The sequence below is a fragment of the Citrobacter sp. wls710 genome (assembly GCF_005281115.1).
Lineage (GTDB): Bacteria > Pseudomonadota > Gammaproteobacteria > Enterobacterales > Enterobacteriaceae > Citrobacter > Citrobacter werkmanii.
Genome location: NZ_SZXD01000039.1, coordinates 31,691 through 55,145 on the forward strand (window position 1 = coordinate 31,691; position 23,455 = coordinate 55,145).

Consider the following 23,455-nt stretch of genomic DNA (forward strand, 5'->3'; position numbering starts at 1 on the left):
ATGACACAACCTCTGTTAGCTATTGAGAATTTATCGGTAGGTTTTCGCCAACAAGAGACCGTGCGCACCGTGGTCAACACTCTCTCATTGCGGGTTGATGCCGGGCAAACGCTGGCGCTGGTGGGCGAATCTGGCTCAGGGAAAAGTGTGACCGCGCTTTCTATTCTGCGCTTATTACCGTCCCCTCCCGCGGTTTATCTTGCCGGTGATATTCGTTTCCATGGTGAATCATTGCTTCACGCCAACGAGCAGACGCTTCGCAGCGTACGAGGGAACAAAATCGCCATGATTTTCCAGGAGCCGATGGTGTCACTAAACCCGCTTCACAACCTGGAAAAACAGCTTTACGAGGTGCTGTCGCTGCATCGGGGAATGCGTCGCGAGGCCGCCCGAGCAGAGATTCTGACCTGTCTGGACCGCGTCGGGATCCGTCAGGCGGCCAAACGTCTCGCAGATTACCCGCACCAGTTGTCTGGCGGTGAGCGCCAACGTGTAATGATCGCCATGGCGCTGTTAACGCGGCCAGAACTGCTGATTGCCGATGAACCCACCACCGCGCTGGATGTCTCCGTCCAGGCACAGATCCTGCAATTGTTACGGGAGTTACAGCGAGAGCTGAATATGGGATTACTGTTCATCACCCATAACCTCAGCATTGTGAAAAAGCTGGCCGATACCGTGGCGGTCATGCAAAACGGTCTGTGCGTAGAGCAAAATCGTGCCGCACAGCTGCTCTCTGCGCCCTCGCATCCGTACACGCAGAAATTGTTAAACAGCGAACCTTCCGGTGACCCGGTCCCCTTACCTATAGGGCAAGCTCCCTTGCTGGAAGTGGAAAAACTCCGCGTCGCCTTCCCTATCCGCAAAGGCATTCTGAAGCGCGTAGTAGACCATAACGTCGTGGTTAACGACGTCAGTTTTTCCCTGCGGCCCGGTGAAACGCTGGGGCTGGTCGGTGAGTCAGGTTCCGGAAAAAGCACCACCGGACTGGCGCTACTGAGGCTAATCACATCGCAGGGGAGTATTGTGTTCGATGGCCAGGCGTTGCATACCTTAAATCGTCGCCAACTGTTACCCGTACGTCACCGCATTCAGGTGGTATTTCAGGATCCTAACTCCTCGCTAAACCCACGCTTAAGCGTGCTACAAATTATTGAGGAGGGACTACGCGTTCATCAACCGACACTTACTGCCGAACAACGTGAAGCGCAGGTGAAAGCGGTAATGACAGAAGTGGGGCTGGATAGCGAAACGCGGCATCGTTATCCCGCAGAGTTTTCCGGTGGTCAACGTCAACGCATAGCCATTGCCCGGGCGTTGATTCTAAAACCTTCGCTGATCATTCTGGATGAGCCGACATCCTCACTCGACAGGACCGTACAGGCGCAAATCCTGATGTTGTTAAAGTCCTTACAGGAAAAGCATCGTCTGGCCTATATTTTTATCAGCCATGATTTGCATGTCGTACGCGCGTTATGCCATCAGGTTATTGTGCTAAGGCAGGGAGAAGTTGTAGAACAGGGGCAATGCGAGCACGTATTCAACGCGCCACAACAGGCCTATACGCGTCAGCTGCTCGCGCTAAGCTGACGCTCAAAACGGATTGTTATTTGAAAAAGGTTCTGCAATTGCTACGCCGAAATTTTTCAGTCTGCAGGTCGCAGCAAACTCATCCTGACGATTCACAAACAGGCACGGCTCCCCTTCGCATTCCAGCACGGAACAAGGAACCTCAATATCACTGAGGGCCTGGCTGAGTTTATGCATAACTGACCACGCGCTATCACCATCCGGGCTGAGCAATTTGAGCGCCACCAGGCTGTTCTCATTGCTCTGGCCGTTCTGCGGAATCGGTTCAACTTTCGAACCTGCGAAACCCACCGACCAACGATAGCACTGCGGCAGACGATGAACGATTGAGAGTTGTAATGTCATCACTTTCTTTCCCTGGAAGCACAATCACTTCACAATTATTTTACATCAATATTAACACATCATTGACAAAACGTCTTTAAACAGTTGGTAAACGTTTACACCCATGTCCATATGCTACTTTCCGAACCAGGTATTTAAATTTATTCAATGGTTCTGGCAAATTTCCGGGCTATATGTACTCGTTTCTGCGATCTAACTCAACCTTTTTAACTACAATGATGTGACTTTTTACATAAATTGATTTTACATAAAATAAACATAAGCAGGAGAATTGATAGATTTGCGGTTGATATACATCAACTCTGGAGGCCTTATGACCTCCATGTTGTGTATTAGATCACCGTTTTTTAGCGCGACTGGCGTAGAGATAGAAGAGAATAGAGCTGGTGGCGCAAAACGCTATCGACCAAATCATCGGCCAGGCCGAGTTAAAGGTCGCCAGTGACAACAGTGCCCCAACAATAGCGCCAATGCCAAAGCGGAACGTCCCCGCCAAAGATGATGCCGTTCCCGCCATATGCGGGAATTCATCCAGGATGACCGCCATCGCGTTAGATGACACCATCGACACGCAGCCGACAAATGCCGCCACGCCCACCACCAGCGCCCAAAAACCTACCCCGAACAGCGCACTGAAAACCATCCAGCCCGCCATCACAAACTGGATCCACAGCCCTGCACGGAACATATTCAATGCCCCTACCCGACGGACAAAGCGGCTGTTGATAATGGTCATCACGAACAGGAAAACAATATTCAGCGCGAAGTAGTAACCGAAATGCTGCGGTGAAACATGGTTAATCTCGATGTAGACAAAAGGCCCGGCGCTAAGGAAAGAAAACATGCCGGCAAAGCTGAACCCGCTGGCCAGCATATAGCTCAGTACGCGCTTATGACGAAACAGCGAGGCAAAGTTGCCCAGAGTCGTGCGCAAGCGAAATGGCTGGCGACGCTCTACGGGCAACGTTTCTTTGATCAGCGTAAAGATCATCACTGAAGCCAGAATAGCCGCCACAGCGAGGATCCAAAAGATATAGTGCCAGCTCAGCCATACCAGCACCCAGCCGCCCACAATGGGCGCCAGCAATGGCGCTATTGTGGTGACCAACATGACGAATGACATCATGCGCGAGAACTCTTCCTTCGGATAGATGTCGCGCATCAGGGCGTTGATAACCACGCTCGCTGCCGCAGCCGCCAGACCATGGAAGAAACGCATTATGATCAGTTGATCGATAGTTTGCGCCAGCGCACAGGCAACTGCCGCCGCCGCAAACACCAGCGTTCCGCCCAGTATTACCGGTTTACGCCCAATGCTGTCTGCCATTGGACCATACAGCAACTGCCCCACCGCAAAACCTAAAATATAGGTACTGAGGGTCATCTGCGCGCTACCGGCAGGCACCCCAAACTGCTCAGAGATAACAGGCAGCGCCGGAAGATACATATCAATCGACAACGGCATCAGCATGGCTAACAAGCCAAGGATAAAGACAATGGCAATTGACGAGTTCTGCCGGGTGGTCACATTTAGCTCCTGAGATTAACGCGGGGTTAAGTTAACGCTGGCAATTTCTTCTTCAGTTAATGGACGGTATTCACCTGGCTCAAGATCATCATCGAGCTTAATGGCGCCGATCCGTTCACGGTGCAGTTCTACAACGTGGTTCCCCACGGCGGCAAACATGCGTTTCACCTGATGATAGCGTCCTTCGCTGATGGTCAATCGCACCTGAGTTGGCGTAATGACCTCCAGCACGGCCGGCTTTGTCAGGTCTTTTTCGTTATGCAGTTGTACACCACGGGCAAACTGCTCGGCGGTATCATCCGCCACCGGCGATTCCAGTGTCACCAGATAGGTTTTCTCACAATGGTGACGTGGTGAAGTGATGCGATGCGACCACTGACCGTCATCGGTCATCAGCACCAGTCCGGTGGTGTCGATATCCAGACGCCCTGCCGCATGTAATTTGTGGGCGACGGGTTCATCAAGGAAATAAAGAACCGTCGGGTGATCCGGGTCATCCGTTGAACAAACATAGCCCTGAGGCTTATTCAGCATAAAATAGCGCGGGCCATTTTGTTGAATCAGGGAATTGCCGTCATATTCGACGTCATGTTCTGGCAGCAGCTTAAAGGCGCTATTTCTGACGATTTCACCGTCGACGGTAACGCGGTTAGCACGGATCTCACGCCCGGCAATAGCGCGGCTGACGCCGAGTTGCTGAGCGATAAATTTATCAAGTCGCATGAGTGTGATTTTTGCCTGTAAAAATACGAGAATCGGGTTTGCGCCCGAAAAGTGGGACTGTTATCCGCCCAGTATAGCGGTGTTACACCATCCCTCAAGGGAAATGATTCATGGCATACTATTCATTGTTACTGTTTACCTTAGTGAGCCCATGATTTTTACTCTTCGTCCGTACCAAAAAGAAGCCGTGGACGCCACGCTCAACCATTTTCGCCACCACCGCACACCGGCAGTTATCGTCCTGCCAACTGGCGCAGGCAAAAGCCTGGTGATAGCGGAACTGGCCCGCGTGGCGCGTGGTCGCGTGCTGGTACTGGCACACGTCAAAGAGCTGGTCGCGCAAAACCACGCCAAATATTGCGCGTTGGGGCTGGAGGCAGATATTTTTGCCGCCGGGCTGAAGCGTAAAGAGAGCCACGGGAAAGTGGTATTCGGCAGCGTACAGTCGGTGGCGCGCAATCTGGACGCCTTTCAGGGAGAGTTTTCCCTGCTTATCGTCGATGAATGCCACCGCATCAGTGATGATGAAGAGAGTCAGTATCAGCAAATCCTCACTCACCTGACCAACGTCAATCCCCACTTACGCCTGCTCGGGCTTACCGCCACGCCTTTTCGTCTGGGTAAAGGCTGGATTTACCACTTTCATTATCACGGAATGGTGCGCGGCGATGAAAAAGCGCTGTTTCGCGACTGCATTTATGAATTACCGCTGCGTTACATGATTAAACACGGCTATCTGACGCCGCCGGAACGCCTCGACATGCCGGTCGTGCAGTATGACTTCAGCCGTCTGCAGGCGCAGAGTAACGGCCTGTTCAGCGAGGCGGACCTTAATCGGGAATTAAAGAAGCAGCAGCGAATCACGCCGCATATCATCAGCCAGATTGTCGAGTTTGCCCAGTCGCGCAAAGGGGTGATGATTTTCGCCGCCACCGTTGAACACGCCAAAGAAATTCTGGGCCTGCTGCCTGCTGACGATGCCGCGCTTATCACCGGAGATACGCCAGGCGCGGAGCGTGACGTGCTGATTGAAGAGTTCAAAGCCCAGCGTTTTCGCTTTCTGGTGAATGTGTCGGTCCTGACTACCGGCTTCGATGCCCCGCACGTCGACCTTATCGCTATTCTACGCCCGACTGAATCAGTCAGCCTGTACCAACAAATTGTTGGTCGAGGACTGCGCCTGGCCCCAGGTAAAACCGACTGTCTGATCCTCGATTACGCGGGCAATCCCCACGATCTGTACGCCCCGGAAGTGGGCGCGCCGAAGGGAAAAAGCGACAACGTGCCGGTGCAGGTGTTCTGTCCTGCCTGCGGATTTGCCAACACCTTTTGGGGCAAAACAACGGCTGACGGTACGCTGATTGAACATTTTGGTCGCCGCTGCCAGGGATGGTTTGAAGATGATGACGGCCATCGCGAACAGTGCGACTTTCGTTTCCGTTTTAAAAATTGCCCGCAGTGCAACGCGGAAAATGACATTGCTGCCCGCCGCTGTCGTGAATGCGATACGGTGCTGGTCGATCCGGATGACATGCTAAAAGCGGCGTTGAGGCTAAAAGATGCGCTGGTCCTGCGCTGTAGCGGGATGGTGTTACAAAATGGCCAGGATGAGAAAGGCGAATGGCTAAAAATCACCTATTACGATGAAGACGGGGCCGACGTCAGCGAACGTTTTCGTCTACACACTCCTGCGCAGCGTACAGCATTCGAACAACTGTTTATTCGCCCACACACCCGAACTCCCGGTATTCCCTTACGCTGGATAACCGCCACCGATATCCTCGCCCAGCAGGCGCTATTGCGCCATCCTGATTTCGTGGTTGCGCGTATGAAAGGTCAGTACTGGCAGGTGCGTGAAAAGGTCTTCGATTATGAAGGTCGCTTTCGCCGGGCACATGAATTACGCGGTTAATTGTACTTTTGATTGATGTACCAGCCGTTTGAGTATAGAATCTCGCCCGCTTTTGCATACGCAAAGCAGATCACTTACCTGTTGCTGGGTCGCCTGTAGCAGGAATTATTAAAGAGAGATTTAAATGTTTACTATCAACGCTGAAGTACGTAAAGAGCAGGGTAAGGGTGCGAGCCGCCGCCTGCGTGCCGCTAACAAGTTCCCGGCAATCATCTACGGTGGCGCAGAAGCCCCGATTGCTATCGAACTGGATCACGATGCAGTTATGAACATGCAAGCTAAAGCTGAATTCTACAGCGAAGTTCTGACCATCGTTGTTGACGGTAAAGAAGTTAAAGTTAAAGCTCAGGCTGTACAGCGTCACGCTTTCAAGCCGAAGCTGACTCACATCGACTTCGTTCGCGCGTAATCGCCTGGAAGTTGAAGAAAACCCCGCCTCGGCGGGGTTTTTTTATGGGATTCTGTTGGCGCTAAAGATAGATCACGCAGGCCGGCTAAGGCGTTTCCTCCCCCACCCGGCAAACGGTTTTATTTCCCGCCCGATGTGCGGCGCTGGAGCTGGTCGCGCAGGTTCGGCGGCGTACCTTTGATGGTTAACGTGTCCGTCGCCGGATCCCAGAAAATACGCTCGCCCAGCAGCATGGCGTCAAAATTAATGGTTAACCCACCGCCGCTGCCGGCAAATTTGGTTAACTGGCGCAGCGTACTGCGATCCGCCGGGAAGCTCTCTTCCAGCTCATACCCTTTATCAGCAGCGAATTCGCTGAAGCTGACTTCACTGACGCCGGAAAGCTCTTTAGACAGCGACTCCAGCTCAATCTCTTCACCGGCCTGTAGCTGCTCGTTGCAGTAGCTGTAGACCTGCTGACGCACATTCTGGCGCTCGGCTTTATCCAGTTGCGCCTCATTGGTGAAGTCATCGACCGCCTGCAGCAGACCGCGGTTTTGCGCTTTGGCGTTCAGACCTTCGCTGGCGCCGAGAAAGTCCATGAAGAAATCGGCGACTTTGCGCCCTACCCGCCCTTTCAGGAACGTCAGATAGCGTGTGGACTCCGGATTGGTTTCCCACTCGGTTAAATCAATTCGCGCCACGATGTCCGCATGATTGATATCCAGATAGTGCGTCGGGTTGATATCCAGATTTTCATTGACGCGCATGCTGCTTAAATTGTTCAGCACGGCAACCAGCAGATACTCTACCGCCAGATAGCGGTAATGGCAGAACAGGACAATACCACCATCGGCAAAAGGATATTTCGCCAGCTCGTCCCGCAAACGCCCTGTCGCGGCACGGCTAAAAGCCAGAAAATCCTCTTCGCCCTGACGCTGTAAACGCAGCGTTTGCGCCAGCTCGCTCTCTTCGCTGAACAGGCCATAGGCTTTATTCTTGGCGCTATACACCCGATGCAGTTCAGCCATCATATCGACAACGGTCGCTGTCGGTTCCAGTAATGAATCGCGCAAGACCAGCTCAAGGTTTTGCTCATCACGTTTGATAAGCTGGTGCAGGGCAATCTGGTTGATATCCAGACTCATGATAAACTCTCCTTTTAGACCGGGCGGTATTCAACCACCTGCCGGGCAGTGACGCAATAGAAGATAAAAAAGCAGAAAAAAAACTGTCCGTACGGTAATATGTTGCCCTTTCATGAACAGACTGATTTCGATTTATGCCACAAATTTCCCGCTATAGTGACGAACACGTTGAACAACTGCTGAATGAGATGCTCAACGTACTGGAAAAACATAAGGCGCCGACCGATCTTTCCCTGATGGTACTGGGAAACATGGTGACTAACCTTATCAATACAAGCATCGCACCGGCCCAGCGCCAGGCGATTGCCAACTCTTTTGCCCGCGCATTGCAGTCTTCGGTAAACGACGACCAAGCGCATTAAGAGCCTGCTCCGGGGAAACGAACAACAGTTTATGGTAACTCATCGTCAGCGCTACCGTGAGAAAGTCTCCCAGATGGTTAGCTGGGGGCACTGGTTTGCTTTGTTCAACATTCTGTTGGCCATGGTACTCGGTAGCCGTTACCTGTTTGTCGCCGACTGGCCGACTACGCTTGCAGGGCGCGTTTATTCCTACCTGAGCGTTGTCGGGCATTTTAGCTTCCTGGTGTTTGCCACCTATCTGCTGATCCTGTTTCCCCTGACGTTTATCGTCATGTCCCAGAGGCTGATGCGATTCTTATCAGCTATCCTGGCGACGGCGGGCATGACGCTGTTGTTAATCGACAGCGAAGTTTTTACCCGCTTCCACCTGCACCTCAACCCGATCGTCTGGGAACTGGTCATTAACCCTGACCAGAATGAAGCGGCGCGTGACTGGCAACTGATGTTTATCAGCGTGCCGGTTATTCTGTTAATCGAAATGCTGTTTGCGACCTGGAGCTGGCAAAAGCTGCGCAGCCTGACGCGTCGTCGCCATTTTGCGAAACCCTTAGCAGCATTCTTCTTCGTTTCCTTTATCGCCTCGCATGTGGTGTACATCTGGGCAGACGCCAATTTCTATCGCCCTATTACCATGCAACGCGCGAACCTGCCGCTCTCCTACCCGATGACGGCGCGTAAGTTTCTGGAAAAACACGGTCTGTTGGATGCGCAAGAATATCAACGCCGCCTGATCGAGCAGGGAAACCCGGAAGCAGTTTCCGTACAATACCCGCTCAGCGACCTGCGCTACCGCGATATGGGAACCGGCCAGAACGTTCTGCTGATTACCGTAGACGGCCTGAACTACTCCCGTTTTGAAAAACAGATGCCAGCGCTGGCTGAATTCGCTGGGCAGAATATCTCCTTTACGCGTCACATGAGCACAGGCAACACCACAGATAACGGGATTTTTGGCCTGTTCTATGGCGTGTCCCCAAGCTACATGGACGGTATTTTGTCGACCCGAACGCCTGCGGCGCTGATCTCTGCACTGAACCAGCAGGGGTATCAGTTGGGGCTATTCTCCTCGGATGGCTTTACCAGCCCGCTTTATCGCCAGGCGCTACTGTCAGATTTCTCTATGCCGAGCGTGCAAACGCAGTCTGACGAGCAAACCGCAAGTCAGTGGATTAACTGGTTAGGCCGCTACGCACAGGAAGATAACCGCTGGTTCTCCTGGGTCTCCTTTAACGGAACGAACCTGGATGACAGCAACCAGAAGAACTTTGCCAAACGCTACGCCAATGCCGCTCAGGATGTGGATGCCAACATTAACCGGATCCTTAGCGCCCTGCGCGACTCCGGTAAACTGAACAACACGGTGGTGATTATTACTGCTGGTCGGGGCGTGCCGCTGACTCAGGAAGAGAACAGCTTTGCGTGGTCGCGCGGCCATCTGCAGGTTCCTCTGATTATTCACTGGCCGGGAACACCTGCTCAGCGCATCAATAGCCTGACCGATCATACAGACCTGATGACGACGCTTATGCAACGTCTGCTCCACGTCAGTACGCCAGCTAACGAGTACTCGCAGGGCCAGGATTTGTTTAATGCAACCCGCCGCCATTACTGGGTTACCGCCGCCGACGGCAGCACGCTGGCGATTACCACGCCAGAGATGACGCTGGTGCTTAACAACAACGGTAATTATCAGACGTATGATTTACACGGTGAGAAGATAAAAGATCAGAAACCGCAGCTGAGCCTGCTGCTGCAAGTTCTGACGGATGAGAAGCGATTCATTGCTAACTGATTAATTATAAATCAGTTAGCAAGCCATCCTCTTGCATTCGCGGTGGAAAGCAGTAGTATTATCAGCCATAGCGTCGGCACGTAGCGCAGCCTGGTAGCGCACCGTCATGGGGTGTCGGGGGTCGGAGGTTCAAATCCTCTCGTGCCGACCAAAAATCCTCAAAAAAAACCAACCCTTGTGGTTGGTTTTTTTATGCCTGCGATTCAATGTTCCGCGCCACCACGGCTTTCAGCACAGGTTTTACTACTTACCCATGCACAAATTGGGGTAAAATTTACCCTCTCATCAGCGCGATGAACCTGGACGATTGATGCGCTGAAAACAATAATGATACTAATAAAACTCAGGAGAATAGTATGCCTGAAGCAACGCCTTTTCGGGTGCTGATTGTCGACGACCACCCACTGATGCGGCGGGGAATTAGTCAATTATTGCAACTGGATCCCGCATTTAACGTGGTGGCTGAAGCAGGTGACGGCGCAAGTGCGATCGATCTGGCAAACCGTCTGGACCTTGACGTGATCCTGTTGGATCTCAATATGAAGGGTATGAGTGGGCTGGATACCCTGAATGCGCTGCGTCGGGACGGCGTTACCGCACAAATTATCATTCTGACCGTTTCGGATGCCGCCAGCGATGTATACGCCTTAATTGACGCGGGTGCGGATGGTTATTTGCTCAAAGACAGCGATCCTGAAGTCCTGCTGGAGGCCATTCGCAGCGGAGCCAAAGGCGGTAAAGCGTTTAGTACACGCGTCAGTGAATATCTGCGCGAACGCGACCTGTTCGGCGCACAAGAAGATCCGTTCAGCATTCTCACCGAACGCGAGCTGGATGTGTTACACGAACTGGCTCAGGGGCTGTCGAATAAACAGATTGCTTCGGTATTAAATATTTCCGAACAGACGGTGAAGGTGCATATTCGCAACCTGCTGCGCAAACTCAATGTGCGCTCTCGCGTTGCTGCCACTATTCTGTTTTTGCAAACGCGCGGAATGCAGTAATCAATGAGATGCCGGATGGCGACGCAGCAACGTCTTATCCGGCCTACAAAGCCCGCATAGGCCCGAAAGCAACACGCCTTCGGGCAATCTGGACTCTTACTTCTCCTGCGGCGTTAGCTGCTCCATCGCCTGTTTAATACTGCGTTCTATTACCGCCCGACGGGTATCGTTAGCGGGCAATAATTTCAGCATCATCTCCCACGCCGCAACCGCTTCGCCAAAGCGCTGCTGTTCGAAAGCGTTAAAAGCATACATGCTCAATACGCGCACGTTAGCATGCTCGCCTCTGATCAGCTGGCGCAACAACTCCCCTCCCCGACGGTTATCATCAGGATCGGAAGAACGGGTCAATGCTTCCGCATAACCCAGCGCCGCATCGCTGTTGTTAGGATCCAGTCGATAGGCATTGGCATAGGCTTCAGTAGCCGTACTGGCGTTACCGAGTACCATGCCAATACGTCCGAGCATGATCCAGCCTTCGACGTTTCCGGCATCGGCCTGTAAGCGAGTGCGCAGCCCCAGCGCCAGACGCGTCATGTCTTCTTCATTCAACGGGTCGGCTTTCGGATCCAATGCCCGCTCCAGCAGCGCTGGAGCCTGAGCGGTTGCCTGCTGCCAGACCTGCACCTGTTTATAGTTCCCGGTTTGATAATAGCTCACCACGCCAACCACCAGCGCCACCACGATGCCGGGCACAAAGAGTCCGAATCCACCGCGCTTGCCATCCGGGATAATGTCTTCAGGAAACTCTTCTTGTTTCACCCGCACGCGTCGGCGAGTACGGGCGAAAATAATCCAGCCCCCGAGACCAATCGCTACCACAGGCATCACCCACAGCAGCACGGTCAGCGGAGTTAACGGCGGATCGTAAGTGACGAAGTTGCCGTAGCGCGCCACCATGTAGTCAACAATCTCTTTCTGGCTTTTGCCTTCCTGCATCAGTTCGTACACTTTCTGACGCAGGTCGGTGGCGATCATTGAGTTAGAGTCGGCAATGCTGTTGTTCTGACATTTAGGACAACGCAGTTGCTCGGTAAGCTGGCGGAACTGCTGCTCCTGCGCTTCATCCTTAAACTGCATTACGTCGATAGTCGCAAGCGCGGATCCCGAGATAACCAGCATCAGCAGGCCCAATAAAAATCTCATTGCGCAGCCTCCTTACTGTACTTGTCCCACAACGGTTTGATCTCGCTTTCCCACACCCGGGCATTCAGATCGCCGGCATGGCGATAGCGAATAATACCTTTCCCGTCGATCAGGAACGTCTCCGGTGCGCCGTACACGCCAAGATCGAGGCCGAGCATACCGTCGCCGTCAAACAGACTTAATGAGTAAGGATTGCCCAGCTCTTTCAGCCAGACAATGGCTTTCTGACGATCGTCTTTATAGTTCAGGCCCACTACCCGCACGCCTTGCGCAGACAGTTGATTCAGATACTGATGCTCGGCGCGACAGGTCGGACACCAGGTCGCCCAGACGTTCAGCAACACTGGCTTCCCCTGCGTCAGCACATCGGCCTGATAATGCTGCCCCGGGTTTTCCAGCGATTCCAGGCGGAACGTCGGAACAGGTTTGCCGATCAACGCCGACTCCAGATTAGTAGGGTCGTCTCCTTGCGCGTTACGCGCTAACTGCCACAGTAGCGCCGCTGCAATGATGAGAAAAATAATAAACGGTATTAACAGTGCGTTGCGCTTCATACAGCCTCCGACGCATTTTTTTGCACCGCGACACGCGGGCGCGTGCGCTGGCGATAGCGTGGATCAAACAGGCAGAACACCCCGCCCAGCGCCATCAGCAACCCTCCGGCCCAAATCCAGCGAATAAACGGTTTGTAATACAAACGTACAGCCCATGCGCCGTTATCCAGCTCTTCACCCAGCGCAGCATACAGATCGCGCGTAAGCCCGCCGTCAATCGCCGCTTCGGTCATCATCGAACTGGTGCTGTTATAGAAGCGTTTCTCCGCATGCAGCGTGGCTTCCGGTTTACCATCACGCGTGACGCCAATAATGGCGACCCCGCCCCGGTAGTTTGGTCCGGTAATGTCTTTTACTTCACGGAAGGTGAACTGATAGTTATGGATACTGACGCTATCGCCCGCTTTCATGCGCACATCGCGTTCCACGCTGTAATTCTGGCTAAAGGCAATACCAACAATGGTAATCGCCAGCCCAACGTGACCTGATACCATCCCCCAGTAGCTTGGCGTCAGCTTTGTTCCACGAGAAATGCGCAGGTACGCTTCGGACATGGCCAGCACAAATATCCAGCACGCCATCGCCAGCCCCACCACCGTCATGGCGGCAATGCGATCCTCAAACAGCCACGGCAGCAGCAGCGACAGAATAAGCGTGGTGACAAACGCGATGATCAGTAACGTTTTCAGTTTACGTGGTCGGTCACGGCCCCAGCGCACTAATGGCCCAATGCCCAGCAGCAGCGCAAACGGCGCCATCAGCCAGGTGAACATGGTATTGAAGAACGGCTCGCCAATCGAAATACTGCCCAGCCCAAGCTGTTTGTGCACCAGCGGCAGCAGCGTGCCCAGTAACACCACCAGCATAGCGGCGATCAGCAGGACGTTGTTGCCCAACAGCAGCGATTCACGCGACCACAGCGCGTTGTTTACCCGCGAGCGAACCTTATGCCCACGCACTGCAAACAGCAGCAGGGAACCGCCAATCACCAGCACCATGAAGGCCAGTATAAACATCCCTCGCGACGGGTCTGAGGCGAAAGCATGCACCGAAACCAGTACGCCGGAGCGTACCAGGAAAGTACCCAACAGGCACAGCGAGAAGGCGCTGATTGACAGCAGCAGGGTCCAGGCTTTGAAGCTGGCGCGCTGTTCGGTTACCGACAGCGAGTGCATCAGGGCTGTGCCCACCAGCCATGGCATAAAGGAGGCGTTCTCAACCGGATCCCAGAACCACCAGCCGCCCCAGCCCAGCTCGTAATAGGCCCAGGCCGAACCGAGGACAATCCCCAGCGTCAGAAACACCCACGCCGCCAGCGTCCATGGACGCGAAAAGCGAGCGAAGGTGCTGTCCAGACGCCCGCTCATCAACGCGGCGATCGCAAACGCAAAAGCCACCGAGAAACCGACATACCCCATGTACAGCAACGGCGGATGGAAAATCAGTCCCGGATCCTGCAACAGCGGGTTGAGGTCGCGCCCTTCGATAGGGAAGTTGGGCAACGTACGGGCAAACGGATTAGAGGTAAACAGGATAAACAGCAGGAAGCCGACGCTGACCATCCCCATCACCGCCAACACGCGGGCGACGATATCCAGCGGCATGCGCTGGCTGAACACTGCGACGGCGAACGTCCAGCCGCTCATCAGCAACACCCACAGCAGCAGCGAGCCTTCATGCGCGCCCCAGGTCGCCGCGACCCGATACCAGACCGGAAGTTGGGTATTGGAGTTACTGGCGACGTAGGTCACGGTAAAGTCGTTAACCACAAAGGCATTAACCAGAATCAGGAACGCCCCCATCACGCAGATAAACAAGACCCAGGCAAAGGGCCGTGCTGAGGCCATCATCCGCACGTCGCCGCGCGCCACGCCCCACAGCGGATAGACCGACAGCAGTAATGCAACGCCAAGCGCAAGGCACAACAGCGCATTGCCAATTTCAGGCATCATGACGTTTTATCCTTATAAACACTTTCCGGGCGACGGTGGTTTTCCTGCATCGCTTTTTCGACTTCCGGCGGCGTGTAATTTTCATCATGTTTGGCAAGAACCTCTTTAGCCTGCACATGATTTCCCTTGTCCAGCTCGCCCTGAACGACGACGCCCTGCCCCTCACGGAACAGGTCCGGCAAAATGCCTTCATAGGTCACATCCACCACACCTTCGGCGTCATAGATGCTGAAATTTACTTTTAGCGATTGCGGATCGCGCTTCACGCTGCCCGGCATCACCATCCCACCCACGCGCAGACGTTGACCGACTTCAGGCATCTGCTGCGTTTCACGCTTACCGTAGAGTATCTCTCCCGGGGTGTAGAACAGATCGATATTGGAACGCAGCGCGTAGAGCACCAGCGAAATGGTCAACGCCAGACCTGCCAGTACCGCGCAGGCTATCCATAGCCGATTTTTACGTCGAATATTCACGCCGCCTCCCGTTGTACTTGCGCTGCGCGCATGCGCGCTTCCCTCGCCCGCTGCTGAGCCACACCGCGTAAAATTGCGCGATGCTGTAACGCAGAATGCAGCACCAGCACCAACAGCGGAATAACGCTCATGGCGACAGCCAGCCAGACATACAAGGCGTAACCGCCCATCGCGAAAAAATCACTCCATGATGCAAATGCAGGGGTCATTGGCGGCCTCTTTTTAAGATCAGTTCGCTCACCCACGGGCGGCGTTTTTCCATCATCAAAATCAGGTTACGCATGCGCATTAGCGCCAGCGTGACGAACAGCAACAGGTAGCCGACAATCGCCAGACGCAGCGGAGCGCGCATTGCCGGATCGATGCTCTGCTGCATACGGGTTGACCCCTGATGCAGCGTATTCCACCACTCGACCGAGTAGTGAATAATCGGTAAGTTGACCACGCCAATCAGCACCAGAATACCGGCGGCACGCCCTGCCAGGCGGCGATCATCAAACGCATGCCATAGCGCAATCGCGCCAACGTAGAGAAACAGCAGCACCAGTTCTGAGGTGAGTCGAGCATCCCAGACCCACCAGGTTCCCCACATCGGTTTGCCCCATGCGGACCCCGTCACCAGCGCAATAAAGGTAAACACTGCACCAATCGGCGCCATCGCAGCCAGCGCCAGATTAGCCATTTTCATCTGCCAGACCAGGCCGATAAACGCCGCAACAGCCATCGAGGCATAAATTCCCATCGACCAGATTGCCGCCGGAACGTGCAGATAAATGATGCGATAGCTCTGTCCCTGCTGATAATCAGCCGGCGCGAAGCCAAAGCCCCAGACCCATCCCGTTATGAGTACCACCGCGCTGGCAATCGCCAGCCACGGAATAAACCAGCCGCAGATCTGATAGAGCCGAGGGGGCATCGCCAATTGATGAAGTGTTTTCCACATAGTTCAGTCACCAGACTCCATTAATTAATATCCGTTTTGCCGGAGTACCTTGCCCGGCCTGCAAATCCTGTCCGCATTACTGCACGCTAATCCGTAACGCCGCAGCCGTGGCAAACGGGCTTAACGTGGCGCTGCCTACCAGCAACGCCCCCAGAATCGCCATGTACCCTTCAACCGGTAGGTGCATGGAAGCCGCATCCATCGCGGCGGTCGCAAAAATCAGTAGTGGTATGGTAAGCGGGAGAACCAGCACGCTTAACAGCACACCGCCGCGCTTTAAGCCCACCGTCAAACCCACACCCGGCGCGCCGAGAAAACCCAGCGTCGGCGTACCGAGCAGCAAGGTCAGCGCCATAATTTTCCAGCCGTACATATCCATGCCCAGCAGTAATGCCACCAGCGGCGAGAGGATTAACAGCGGCAAACCAGTTACGACCCAGTGCGCCATCACTTTCGCCAGCACGACCGCCGGAAGCGGCAGCGGCAGCAGCATCAGTTGCTCAAGGCTGCCGTCCTGTAAGTCATCACGAAACAAGCGCTCCAGCGCCAGCAATGACGCCAGCAGCGCCGCAACCCAGATGATGCCCGGCGCAATACGCGCCAGCAGCTGTGGCTCCGGCCCAATGCTCAGAGGGAACAGCGTGATAACAATCAGGAAGAACCATAAAGGATTGACGATTTCCGCACTATGACGAAACGCAACTCGCAGTTCTAAACGGAAGATTCGCCACATCATTGCGCTGCCCTCTCGCTGGTCAGCGCAATACGTCGCACTTTACTGGTCTCAACATTAAGCGGCTGGTGGGTGGTAAGAATAACAATACCGCCCTGCTCCGTGTGCTGTGCCATACGCTGAGTCAGTCGCTCAACGCCGTTCACATCAATGGCGGTAAAGGGTTCATCGAGGATCCACAGCCGGGCGCGGGTCAGCCACAAACGGGCCAGCGCCACGCGCCGCTGTTGTCCGGCGGAGAGCTGATTCACCGGAATATCTTCGTATCCGGCAAGTCCCGCCTGCGCCAGCGCGTCCAGACACTGTGCGATATCACCGTCGTGATGGAAAAAACGCAGGTTCTCCAACGCCGAAAGCCGGGTTTTTATCCCCGGCTGATGTCCGATCCACAGCAATTGCTGATGGTAGCTGTCCCGCACGTGATGCAGGGGTTGTTCTTGCCAGCAAACCTCCCCTGCGTCGGGACGCGCCAGCCCGGTAAGCAACCGCAGCAGAGTGGTTTTCCCCGCGCCGTTGCTGCCGGTAATTTGTACCCATTCCCCTGCGTTGACGCGAAATGACAGATCGCTGAACAGTATTCTGTCATCCCGCTCGCAAAGTAATTCTCTGGCTTCAAGCATACCTGGTTATCTACATCCTGTTAAAAGCCCGGTTTGACTTCGCGCATATCAGGCAGTTTGTGCGCTATCCCTTTATGACAGTCAATACAGGTTTGCCCGTCTTTCACGGCCTGGTCGTGCATTTTGGCCGCAACGCCTTTCTGGGCGGTTAAATCCATAAACTCGAAGTTGTGACAGTTGCGACACTCTTGCGAGTTATTGTCTTTCATACGCCGCCACTCATTTTGCGCCATCGTCAGACGATGGTCTTCAAATTTTTGCGGTGTATCTATTAACCCCAATGCTTTCGCGTACAGCTCTTTACTGGCCTTGATCTTACGGATCATTTTCGGGCCCCACTCATGCGGGACGTGGCAATCAGGGCAAGTCGCACGCACACCACTGCGGTTGTTGTAGTGTACGGTTTCCATGTATTCCTGGTACACCGTATTGCGCATTTCGTGACAGCTAATGCAGAACTCTTCCGTATTGGCCTTTTCCATACCGGTATTAAAGCCGCCCCAGAAAATAATGCCGCCCACAAAGCCGATTAACAACAGCGTGCCGAGCGCCAGACGGCTGGGGCGACGCCACCATTGCCAGACGCGCTTAATCCAGCCTGGTTTACGGTTAGAATTTTCCATAATGACCTCTTATTTCCCGTAACCTTTCGAGGGGGTGAAGGTATTTTCAACAATCGGCGCAGCGTCAGCCTGCGGGACGTGACATTGCAGACAGAAATAACGACGCGGCGCGACTTCAGCCAATACCTTGCCATCGCTGTCCATAAAGTGCGTCGGACTGATGCGCGGCGCGCCGGTAGTGCGATAGCTTTCCACACCGTGGCATTGCAGACAGCGGTTAGTATTGGTCGTCACCTGATACCCTTCAACGCTGTGCGGAACCATTGGCGGTTGATTCACATAGTTCAGCGGCATACGCTCCTGCTCTTTCGGCATGCGAATCGCCCCTTCCTGTGTCCCTGAGACTTCCGGTGACTGGCTTAGGTCCACTCCGTTTGCAGCCCAAACGGCCCCACTGACGACCAGGGCAAGCAGGGCCGTCCATTGACTCAGCTTTTTAATCAGGTCATGGCTTTTCATGATTTCGCTCCCGAACTCCATCGTGTTGTTATTGTAAAAACATCCTCAGAACAGACATCCACGCAGCGACCGCAGGCCATGCAATCGCGACTGGTTACCTGCACCGGGCTTTGCTCATCCAGCACCGGCGCACGTAGCACATGCGGTTCCGGGCAAACATGAAAACAATCCATACAGCGGTTACATCTGTTACGTTCTTTTGCCGAAACGGTTAATGCACCTTTACTTCCCACTACGCTATACAGTGCGCCCAGTGGACAGAGATGCCCGCACCAGCCATGCTCAACGACCAGTAGATCAAATAAAAACAGTGCCAGAATCAGCAGTGCACCACTGCCAAATCCCATTACCAGACTCCGTCCGAGCAGAGAGACGGGATTTATCCATTCCCACAGCAGCGTACCGGTCAAGGCGGAACCGACCAGGATAACCACCAGCAGGACGTACCGTATATAGCGCGGCAGGGTCGCGGACTGATTCAGGTCAAACCTTCTGCGTAACCAACTGGCTAAATCGGTGACCGGGTTCATCGGACAAACCCAGCTGCAAAACAGACGCTTACCCGCAAGGGCATACAGCACCGTGATGACGACCGCCCCCGTTAACGCAACCGTTGCCGGCAGGTGTCCGCTGGCCAGGCTTTGCAGCGTAATCAGCGGATCGGTGAATGGGACGGTATCCAACAGCAGACTGCCACTGTAGTTGCCATGCAGGATCCACACGCCAAGCCACGGGCCGCTGAGGAACATCGCCAGTATCAAAAACTGACTCAAACGACGCAGCAGCAGCCAGCGATGACTCTTCCACCATCCTTTTTTTGCCTGCGCTTCACGCCCGGCATCACGTTTACGATTTGCCATTGTTCCCCTCCAGCCAACCGAAGCGGTAATGGTGTCCTAACTCCCCTTTCGCCAGCGACAGCGGCAGCACTTTTATTGCTGGCTGTTCCAGTACGCAGACTTTTTCGCATTTCCCACAGCCGGTACAGGCATCGCTGTGCACGGTCGGAATAAACCGCGCATGCTTGCCGGTACGCATATTACGGTCCAGCTCAAGGGTGATAGCCTCATCGATTTTCGGGCACTCGCGGTAACAAACATCGCAGCGTAACCCTTGGTAGTTGAGGCAGTTTTCGTGATCCAGCAGTACCGCCAGCCCCATACGCGAATCGTCAATGGATTCAATTTCCCTGTCCAACGCGCCGCTGGGGCAGACTTTGGCACACGGAATGTCCTCACACATTTCGCAAGGAATATCGCGGGCGACAAAATAGGGCGTACCTGCTGCCAGCCCGGAGGCCAGCGTCGCCAGCTTCAGCGTGTCATATGGGCATGCCTGAACGCACTGACCGCAGCGCACACAGGCGCTGGCGAATGCCTCCTCGCTCAGTGCGCCTGGCGGGCGTAACCGCACGCCAGTTGCACGTGCGGTTTGTTGTTGCAACCCCAGCGCCACGCCAACGACGGCCAGCCCGCCCGCCGCGCGAACCATATCGCGCAGAAAACGGCGGCGGCCATTTTGGGGTTTTGCTGACCGGGACATAACGCGTTACACCTTCGCCAGTTTCACGGCGCACTTCTTGAAATCCGTCTCTTTGGAGAGCGGATCCGTCGCATCCAGCGTCAGATTATTCACCAGCTGTGCGGCATCGAAGAACGGCATGTATACCAGCCCCTGCGGCGGACGGTTACGCCCGCGCGTTTCAACAATCGAGATAACTTCACCACGGCGGGAAACCACTTTGACTTTATCGCCACGGCGCAGATCGCGCGCTTTTGCATCCAGCGGGTGGATAAACAGCACCGCTTCCGGGAAGGCGCGGTGCAGTTCAGGCACACGACGCGTCATGCTGCCGGTATGCCAGTGCTCCAGCACACGTCCGGTGGAGAGCCACAGGTCATACTCTTTATCCGGCGCTTCAGCGGCAGGTTCAAATGGCAGCGCGAAGATAACCGCTTTACCGTCCGGCTTACCGTAGAACTTGTAGCTTTCCCCCGCTTTCACGTACGGGTCGTTGCCTTCGCTGTAGCGCCACTGAGTCTCTTTGCCCTCAACGACCGGCCAGCGTAAACCGCGCGCTTTATGGTAATCGTCAAACGGTGCGAGATCGTGTCCGTGGCCACGGCCAAACCAGGCATACTCTTCGAACAGCCCTTTTTGCAGATAGAAGCCCAGCTCGCGGGATTCATCGTTGAGCTGATCTTCAGCCAGTTCAGCGACCGGGAATTTGGTCACGGCTGGCGTGGCAAACAGCACGTCATACAGCGTTTTACCGCGCAGTTCCGGTTTTTGTGCCAGCAGCTCTTCCGGCCATACTTCTTCTGTTTTGAAGCGACGAGAGAATTGCACCAGTTGCCACAGATCCGATTTCGATTCGCCCGGCGCTTTAATTTGCTGACGCCAGAACTGAGTGCGTCGTTCCGCGTTACCGTAGGCACCTTCTTTCTCTACCCACATTGCGGTCGGTAGGATCAGGTCGGCTGACAGGGCGCTGACCGTCGGGTACGGATCGGAAACGATGATGAAATTGCGCGGATCGCGCCAGCCCGGCATACGTTCTTCGTTGATGTTCGGACCGGCCTGCATGTTGTTGGTACACATCGTCCAGTAGACATTGAGTTTGCCATCTTTCAGCGCACGGTCTTGCGCCACAGCGTGCAGCCCGATTTTTGCCGGAATAGTCCCGGTCGGGATATTCCAGTGCTTCTCGCAGATATCGCGGTGTTTTTCGTTGGTGACCACCATGTCCGCAGGCAGACGGTGGGAGAACGTCCCGACTTCACGCGCGGTGCCGCACGCTGAAGGCTGGCCGGTCAGAGAGAACGGGCCACAGCCTGGCTGAGAAATTTTACCGGTCAGCAGGTGCAGGTTATAGACCAGGTTGTTGGCCCACACGCCACGGGTATGCTGGTTAAAGCCCATCGTCCAGTAGGAGATGACCTTTTTCTTCGGATCGGCATACAGCTGCGCCAACTGTTCCAGTTGATCTTTCGGTACGCCAGTCATTTCGGCGGTTTTATCCAGCGTGTACTCAGCAACGAAGGCTTTGTAATCTTCAAAGCTCATCGGTTCAGAAGCATCGGAACCTGGATTCTTCGCCGCTTTTTCCAGCGGATGGGTTGGACGCAGACCGTAGCCGATGTCCGTCACGCCTTTACGCAGGTTAACGTGCTTGCTAAAGAAATCCTGGTTGATCGCATTGTTTTGAATGATGTAGTTTGCGATGTAGTTGAGGATCACCAGATCGGTTTGCGGCGTGAAGACCATACCGTTATCCGCCAGCTCAAAGCTACGATGCTGGAAGGTGGAGAGCACCGCGACGGTAACATTCGGATCGGACAGACGACGGTTGGTGATGCGCGACCACAGAATTGGGTGCATCTCCGCCATATTCGCGCCCCACAAGACGAAAGCATCGGCATGCTCAATATCGTCATAGCAGCCCATCGGCTCATCCATACCGAAGGTACGCATAAAACCGACCACCGCTGACGCCATGCAGTGACGGGCGTTCGGGTCGATGTTATTAGAACGGAAGCCGGCTTTAAACAATTTGGCGGCAGCGTAACCTTCCCAAATCGTCCACTGACCCGAGCCGAACATGCCGATAGACTCTGGGCCTTTCTCTTTCATCGACGTTTTGAATTTCTCTTCCATCACGTCAAAGGCCTGATCCCAGCTAATCGGAGTGAATTCGCCTTCTTTGTGATACTTACCGTCCTTCATGCGCAGCATCGGCTGTGTTAAACGGTCTTTTCCGTACATGATTTTCGGCAGGAAGTAACCTTTGATGCAGTTAAGTCCACGGTTAACCGGCGCATCCGGGTCACCCTGGCATGCCACAACACGCCCTTGCTGCGTCCCGACCAATACGCCACAGCCCGTTCCGCAGAAACGGCACGGGGCTTTGTCCCATTTGATGGCTTCTTGCTGACCGACTACCGCGCGGGCTACGCCCGGCACGCTTAACCCGGCAGCCGCCGCAGCGGCCGCAACGGCGTTAGCTTTCATAAAGCTACGACGACTGAGTTTCATGGTGTTTCCTCACCTTGCTCATCCTGCTGGTGATAAACCAGCGACACCGCCAGCACGCCCGCAACGTTGCGCACTGACTCAATAGTTTTCATTAGCGTTTCACTTTGCTCTGCTTCCACCACCACAATGAGCTGGCCGCTTTCCACATCGCTAAGTGCAACTTCGCAACCCGGAAACGAACGCAACTGCGTGGCGATATCATTGATATGCTGACTTTTGGCCTGAACGACCAGGCTGCAGACCTGCCAGTTACTGTCCATGGTTGTACTCCGCATTAATGGCTGATACCGGGCAAATAGCGACACACGCGCCGCATCCGTTACAGGCCTGATTGTCGAGCTGTGGCTGATAAATACCGGACAGCGTGGGGCGAAAGGTTATGGCCGTGGGTTCACAGCTATCCTGACAGCGATGACACTCAACTGACTGGTGTGCGAGACAGTTTTCCCCGATCGTAAAACTCAGATCCCAGGCCCTGGTGTGGCGCGGAAGAAAAAGTGATTCGGGACAGGCTTCTGCGCAGGCATAACAAAAGCTGCACTCGCCGTGTTTGAAATTTACGCTCGGATAACCACCCTGGCCTCGCTGCAGGATGTCGGTTTCACACGCCTGGATGCAGGCGTCACAACGAAGGCAATGGGCCAGAAAGTGAGAATCTTCCTTGCTCCACGGCGGACGGATCCCTGCGTTGGCGTTACGCCAACTGCCTGTCAACATACCTCGACGGGATAAATCAACCATGACATTGTCCTTCCATAATGACGCTCTCCCCCGGCGGGTTGAACGACATAAAAAACTGCACTATTTATGAGTAGTTATTTTTAGTCGTAAGATATTTCAGGATGTGTAAGAGGAGCATACCCCGATCGGGGTAAATGCTGTTGCCGGATCAAAAGAGTGTTGAGTTGACGGGAAAAAATGCGCTTTTGCTCACATTTCAATGGGTTGTATAATGAAATACACAACGAAGAAGGCGACAAGAGAATAATCTTATAATTAAGATAGTTCTTAGAATATATCGCTACATTGATTATAAACCCCTTCCAAATACACTTTAAATATAAGTAAATCCAGATTAATAGATAACACAAATATGTTAACCTGCTCCAGGTTCGTTCATAA

25 protein-coding genes and 1 tRNA gene are annotated in these 23,455 nt (G+C 54.2%); 7 read left to right on the top strand and 19 right to left on the bottom strand.

The window, feature by feature from the left end; genetic code table 11:
* Positions 1-1,590 carry a microcin C ABC transporter ATP-binding protein YejF gene (gene yejF / locus FDX14_RS18445; protein ID WP_137350026.1) on the top strand — a complete coding sequence of 530 codons (1,590 nt, stop codon included), beginning with the start codon at positions 1-3 and terminating at the stop codon, positions 1,588-1,590.
* 3 nt (positions 1,591-1,593) lie between these two features.
* On the opposite strand, the gene FDX14_RS18450 is transcribed toward yejF, so the two are convergent.
* The 3 genes from FDX14_RS18450 to rsuA all read right to left on the bottom strand — a co-directional run bounded on the left by FDX14_RS18450 (position 1,594) and on the right by rsuA (position 4,186).
* Positions 1,594-1,938: a YejG family protein gene (locus tag FDX14_RS18450; protein ID WP_029139605.1), complete on the bottom strand. Its 345-nt coding sequence runs from the start codon at positions 1,936-1,938 to the stop codon at positions 1,594-1,596.
* A gap of 334 nt (positions 1,939-2,272) precedes the next feature.
* Positions 2,273-3,463, bottom strand: a complete 1,191-nt coding sequence (locus tag FDX14_RS18460) for a Bcr/CflA family multidrug efflux MFS transporter (protein WP_042307254.1) — start codon at positions 3,461-3,463, stop codon at positions 2,273-2,275.
* A gap of 15 nt (positions 3,464-3,478) precedes the next feature.
* Positions 3,479-4,186, bottom strand: a complete 708-nt coding sequence (gene rsuA, locus FDX14_RS18465) for a 16S rRNA pseudouridine(516) synthase RsuA (protein WP_061382086.1) — start codon at positions 4,184-4,186, stop codon at positions 3,479-3,481.
* A 151-nt stretch (positions 4,187-4,337) separates the two neighbouring features.
* Between rsuA and radD the strand changes: the two genes are divergently transcribed.
* Both radD and rplY read left to right on the top strand, forming a co-directional pair.
* A complete protein-coding gene (gene radD / locus FDX14_RS18470; protein WP_042307971.1) occupies positions 4,338-6,098 on the top strand; it encodes a DNA repair helicase RadD in 1,761 nt (586 codons plus the stop codon).
* Between the two features lie 124 nt (positions 6,099-6,222).
* Positions 6,223-6,507: a 50S ribosomal protein L25 gene (gene rplY, locus FDX14_RS18475; protein ID WP_006683755.1), complete on the top strand. Its 285-nt coding sequence runs from the start codon at positions 6,223-6,225 to the stop codon at positions 6,505-6,507.
* A 119-nt stretch (positions 6,508-6,626) separates the two neighbouring features.
* Here the strand turns inward: rplY and yejK are convergent, their stop codons facing one another.
* Complete coding sequence (yejK, locus tag FDX14_RS18480; RefSeq protein ID WP_006683753.1) at positions 6,627-7,634, bottom strand: nucleoid-associated protein YejK; 1,008 nt, start codon at positions 7,632-7,634, stop codon at positions 6,627-6,629.
* A 134-nt stretch (positions 7,635-7,768) separates the two neighbouring features.
* Here yejK and FDX14_RS18485 point away from each other — a divergent pair, with 134 nt between their 5' ends.
* The 4 genes from FDX14_RS18485 to narP all read left to right on the top strand — a co-directional run bounded on the left by FDX14_RS18485 (position 7,769) and on the right by narP (position 10,792).
* Positions 7,769-7,996, top strand: a complete 228-nt coding sequence (locus tag FDX14_RS18485; RefSeq protein WP_003027506.1) for a YejL family protein — start codon at positions 7,769-7,771, stop codon at positions 7,994-7,996.
* 31 nt (positions 7,997-8,027) lie between these two features.
* Positions 8,028-9,788, top strand: a complete 1,761-nt coding sequence (yejM, locus tag FDX14_RS18490; protein WP_042307247.1) for an LPS biosynthesis-modulating metalloenzyme YejM — start codon at positions 8,028-8,030, stop codon at positions 9,786-9,788.
* A gap of 74 nt (positions 9,789-9,862) precedes the next feature.
* Positions 9,863-9,939, top strand: a tRNA-Pro gene (locus tag FDX14_RS18495).
* 205 nt (positions 9,940-10,144) lie between these two features.
* The gene (gene narP / locus FDX14_RS18500) at positions 10,145-10,792 is read left to right on the top strand and encodes a nitrate/nitrite response regulator protein NarP (RefSeq protein WP_016153764.1); all 648 of its coding nucleotides are present in this window, start codon (positions 10,145-10,147) and stop codon (positions 10,790-10,792) included.
* Between the two features lie 96 nt (positions 10,793-10,888).
* Here the strand turns inward: narP and FDX14_RS18505 are convergent, their stop codons facing one another.
* The 15 genes from FDX14_RS18505 to napF form a co-directional block, all read right to left on the bottom strand.
* The gene (locus tag FDX14_RS18505) at positions 10,889-11,938 is read right to left on the bottom strand and encodes a cytochrome c-type biogenesis protein CcmH (protein ID WP_137350027.1); all 1,050 of its coding nucleotides are present in this window, start codon (positions 11,936-11,938) and stop codon (positions 10,889-10,891) included.
* On the bottom strand, positions 11,935-12,492 hold the full coding sequence (gene dsbE, locus FDX14_RS18510) for a thiol:disulfide interchange protein DsbE (RefSeq protein WP_003834613.1): 558 nt from the start codon (positions 12,490-12,492) through the stop codon (positions 11,935-11,937). Before dsbE ends, FDX14_RS18505 begins: the two co-directional genes overlap by 4 nt.
* Positions 12,489-14,444 (bottom strand): heme lyase CcmF/NrfE family subunit, encoded by a 1,956-nt coding sequence (locus FDX14_RS18515; RefSeq protein ID WP_137350028.1) that lies wholly within the window; start codon positions 14,442-14,444, stop codon positions 12,489-12,491. The genes dsbE and FDX14_RS18515 overlap by 4 nt, the downstream gene beginning before the upstream one ends.
* Positions 14,441-14,920, bottom strand: a complete 480-nt coding sequence (ccmE, locus tag FDX14_RS18520) for a cytochrome c maturation protein CcmE (RefSeq protein ID WP_042307191.1) — start codon at positions 14,918-14,920, stop codon at positions 14,441-14,443. Before ccmE ends, FDX14_RS18515 begins: the two co-directional genes overlap by 4 nt.
* Entirely contained in the window at positions 14,917-15,129 is a 213-nt protein-coding gene (gene ccmD / locus FDX14_RS18525; protein ID WP_005129320.1) for a heme exporter protein CcmD, read from the bottom strand. The genes ccmE and ccmD overlap by 4 nt, the downstream gene beginning before the upstream one ends.
* Positions 15,126-15,863 carry a heme ABC transporter permease gene (locus tag FDX14_RS18530; RefSeq protein ID WP_006683732.1) on the bottom strand — a complete coding sequence of 246 codons (738 nt, stop codon included), beginning with the start codon at positions 15,861-15,863 and terminating at the stop codon, positions 15,126-15,128. Before FDX14_RS18530 ends, ccmD begins: the two co-directional genes overlap by 4 nt.
* Positions 15,864-15,939: 76 nt before the next feature.
* Entirely contained in the window at positions 15,940-16,599 is a 660-nt protein-coding gene (ccmB, locus tag FDX14_RS18535) for a heme exporter protein CcmB (protein WP_137350029.1), read from the bottom strand.
* Complete coding sequence (gene ccmA / locus FDX14_RS18540) at positions 16,596-17,216, bottom strand: cytochrome c biogenesis heme-transporting ATPase CcmA (RefSeq protein ID WP_042307189.1); 621 nt, start codon at positions 17,214-17,216, stop codon at positions 16,596-16,598. The genes ccmB and ccmA overlap by 4 nt, the downstream gene beginning before the upstream one ends.
* A gap of 20 nt (positions 17,217-17,236) precedes the next feature.
* Positions 17,237-17,839 carry a cytochrome c-type protein NapC gene (napC, locus tag FDX14_RS18545; RefSeq protein WP_003027548.1) on the bottom strand — a complete coding sequence of 201 codons (603 nt, stop codon included), beginning with the start codon at positions 17,837-17,839 and terminating at the stop codon, positions 17,237-17,239.
* Between the two features lie 9 nt (positions 17,840-17,848).
* Positions 17,849-18,298 carry a nitrate reductase cytochrome c-type subunit gene (gene napB, locus FDX14_RS18550; protein WP_038642185.1) on the bottom strand — a complete coding sequence of 150 codons (450 nt, stop codon included), beginning with the start codon at positions 18,296-18,298 and terminating at the stop codon, positions 17,849-17,851.
* Complete coding sequence (gene napH, locus FDX14_RS18555; RefSeq protein WP_042307187.1) at positions 18,295-19,158, bottom strand: quinol dehydrogenase ferredoxin subunit NapH; 864 nt, start codon at positions 19,156-19,158, stop codon at positions 18,295-18,297. Before napH ends, napB begins: the two co-directional genes overlap by 4 nt.
* The gene (napG, locus tag FDX14_RS18560; protein WP_003834629.1) at positions 19,145-19,840 is read right to left on the bottom strand and encodes a ferredoxin-type protein NapG; all 696 of its coding nucleotides are present in this window, start codon (positions 19,838-19,840) and stop codon (positions 19,145-19,147) included. The genes napH and napG overlap by 14 nt, the downstream gene beginning before the upstream one ends.
* Positions 19,841-19,846: 6 nt before the next feature.
* The gene (gene napA, locus FDX14_RS18565; RefSeq protein WP_137350030.1) at positions 19,847-22,333 is read right to left on the bottom strand and encodes a nitrate reductase catalytic subunit NapA; all 2,487 of its coding nucleotides are present in this window, start codon (positions 22,331-22,333) and stop codon (positions 19,847-19,849) included.
* Positions 22,330-22,593: a chaperone NapD gene (gene napD, locus FDX14_RS18570; protein WP_038642193.1), complete on the bottom strand. Its 264-nt coding sequence runs from the start codon at positions 22,591-22,593 to the stop codon at positions 22,330-22,332. Before napD ends, napA begins: the two co-directional genes overlap by 4 nt.
* The gene (gene napF / locus FDX14_RS18575) at positions 22,583-23,074 is read right to left on the bottom strand and encodes a ferredoxin-type protein NapF (protein WP_137350031.1); all 492 of its coding nucleotides are present in this window, start codon (positions 23,072-23,074) and stop codon (positions 22,583-22,585) included. The genes napD and napF overlap by 11 nt, the downstream gene beginning before the upstream one ends.
* Between the last annotated feature and the right edge of the window lie 381 nt (positions 23,075-23,455).

Bases quoted from the DNA above. Each gene is read 5' to 3' on its own strand.
- napD (WP_038642193.1), bottom strand. From the start codon at position 22,593: ATGGACAGTAACTGGCAGGTCTGCAGCCTGGTCGTTCAGGCCAAAAGT.
- FDX14_RS18515 (WP_137350028.1), bottom strand. From the start codon at position 14,444: ATGATGCCTGAAATTGGCAATGCGCTGTTGTGCCTTGCGCTTGGCGTT.
- ccmB (WP_137350029.1), bottom strand. From the start codon at position 16,599: ATGATGTGGCGAATCTTCCGTTTAGAACTGCGAGTTGCGTTTCGTCAT.
- FDX14_RS18505 (WP_137350027.1), bottom strand. From the start codon at position 11,938: ATGAGATTTTTATTGGGCCTGCTGATGCTGGTTATCTCGGGATCCGCG.
- napG (WP_003834629.1), bottom strand. From the start codon at position 19,840: ATGTCCCGGTCAGCAAAACCCCAAAATGGCCGCCGCCGTTTTCTGCGC.
- ccmD (WP_005129320.1), bottom strand. From the start codon at position 15,129: ATGACCCCTGCATTTGCATCATGGAGTGATTTTTTCGCGATGGGCGGT.
- yejM (WP_042307247.1), top strand. From the start codon at position 8,028: ATGGTAACTCATCGTCAGCGCTACCGTGAGAAAGTCTCCCAGATGGTT.
- yejK (WP_006683753.1), bottom strand. From the start codon at position 7,634: ATGAGTCTGGATATCAACCAGATTGCCCTGCACCAGCTTATCAAACGT.
- ccmA (WP_042307189.1), bottom strand. From the start codon at position 17,216: ATGCTTGAAGCCAGAGAATTACTTTGCGAGCGGGATGACAGAATACTG.
- radD (WP_042307971.1), top strand. From the start codon at position 4,338: ATGATTTTTACTCTTCGTCCGTACCAAAAAGAAGCCGTGGACGCCACG.
- napA (WP_137350030.1), bottom strand. From the start codon at position 22,333: ATGAAACTCAGTCGTCGTAGCTTTATGAAAGCTAACGCCGTTGCGGCC.
- napF (WP_137350031.1), bottom strand. From the start codon at position 23,074: ATGGTTGATTTATCCCGTCGAGGTATGTTGACAGGCAGTTGGCGTAAC.
- rsuA (WP_061382086.1), bottom strand. From the start codon at position 4,186: ATGCGACTTGATAAATTTATCGCTCAGCAACTCGGCGTCAGCCGCGCT.
- yejF (WP_137350026.1), top strand. From the start codon at position 1: ATGACACAACCTCTGTTAGCTATTGAGAATTTATCGGTAGGTTTTCGC.
- napC (WP_003027548.1), bottom strand. From the start codon at position 17,839: ATGGAAAATTCTAACCGTAAACCAGGCTGGATTAAGCGCGTCTGGCAA.
- FDX14_RS18530 (WP_006683732.1), bottom strand. From the start codon at position 15,863: ATGTGGAAAACACTTCATCAATTGGCGATGCCCCCTCGGCTCTATCAG.
- napH (WP_042307187.1), bottom strand. From the start codon at position 19,158: ATGGCAAATCGTAAACGTGATGCCGGGCGTGAAGCGCAGGCAAAAAAA.
- rplY (WP_006683755.1), top strand. From the start codon at position 6,223: ATGTTTACTATCAACGCTGAAGTACGTAAAGAGCAGGGTAAGGGTGCG.
- FDX14_RS18485 (WP_003027506.1), top strand. From the start codon at position 7,769: ATGCCACAAATTTCCCGCTATAGTGACGAACACGTTGAACAACTGCTG.
- dsbE (WP_003834613.1), bottom strand. From the start codon at position 12,492: ATGAAGCGCAACGCACTGTTAATACCGTTTATTATTTTTCTCATCATT.
- narP (WP_016153764.1), top strand. From the start codon at position 10,145: ATGCCTGAAGCAACGCCTTTTCGGGTGCTGATTGTCGACGACCACCCA.
- napB (WP_038642185.1), bottom strand. From the start codon at position 18,298: ATGAAAAGCCATGACCTGATTAAAAAGCTGAGTCAATGGACGGCCCTG.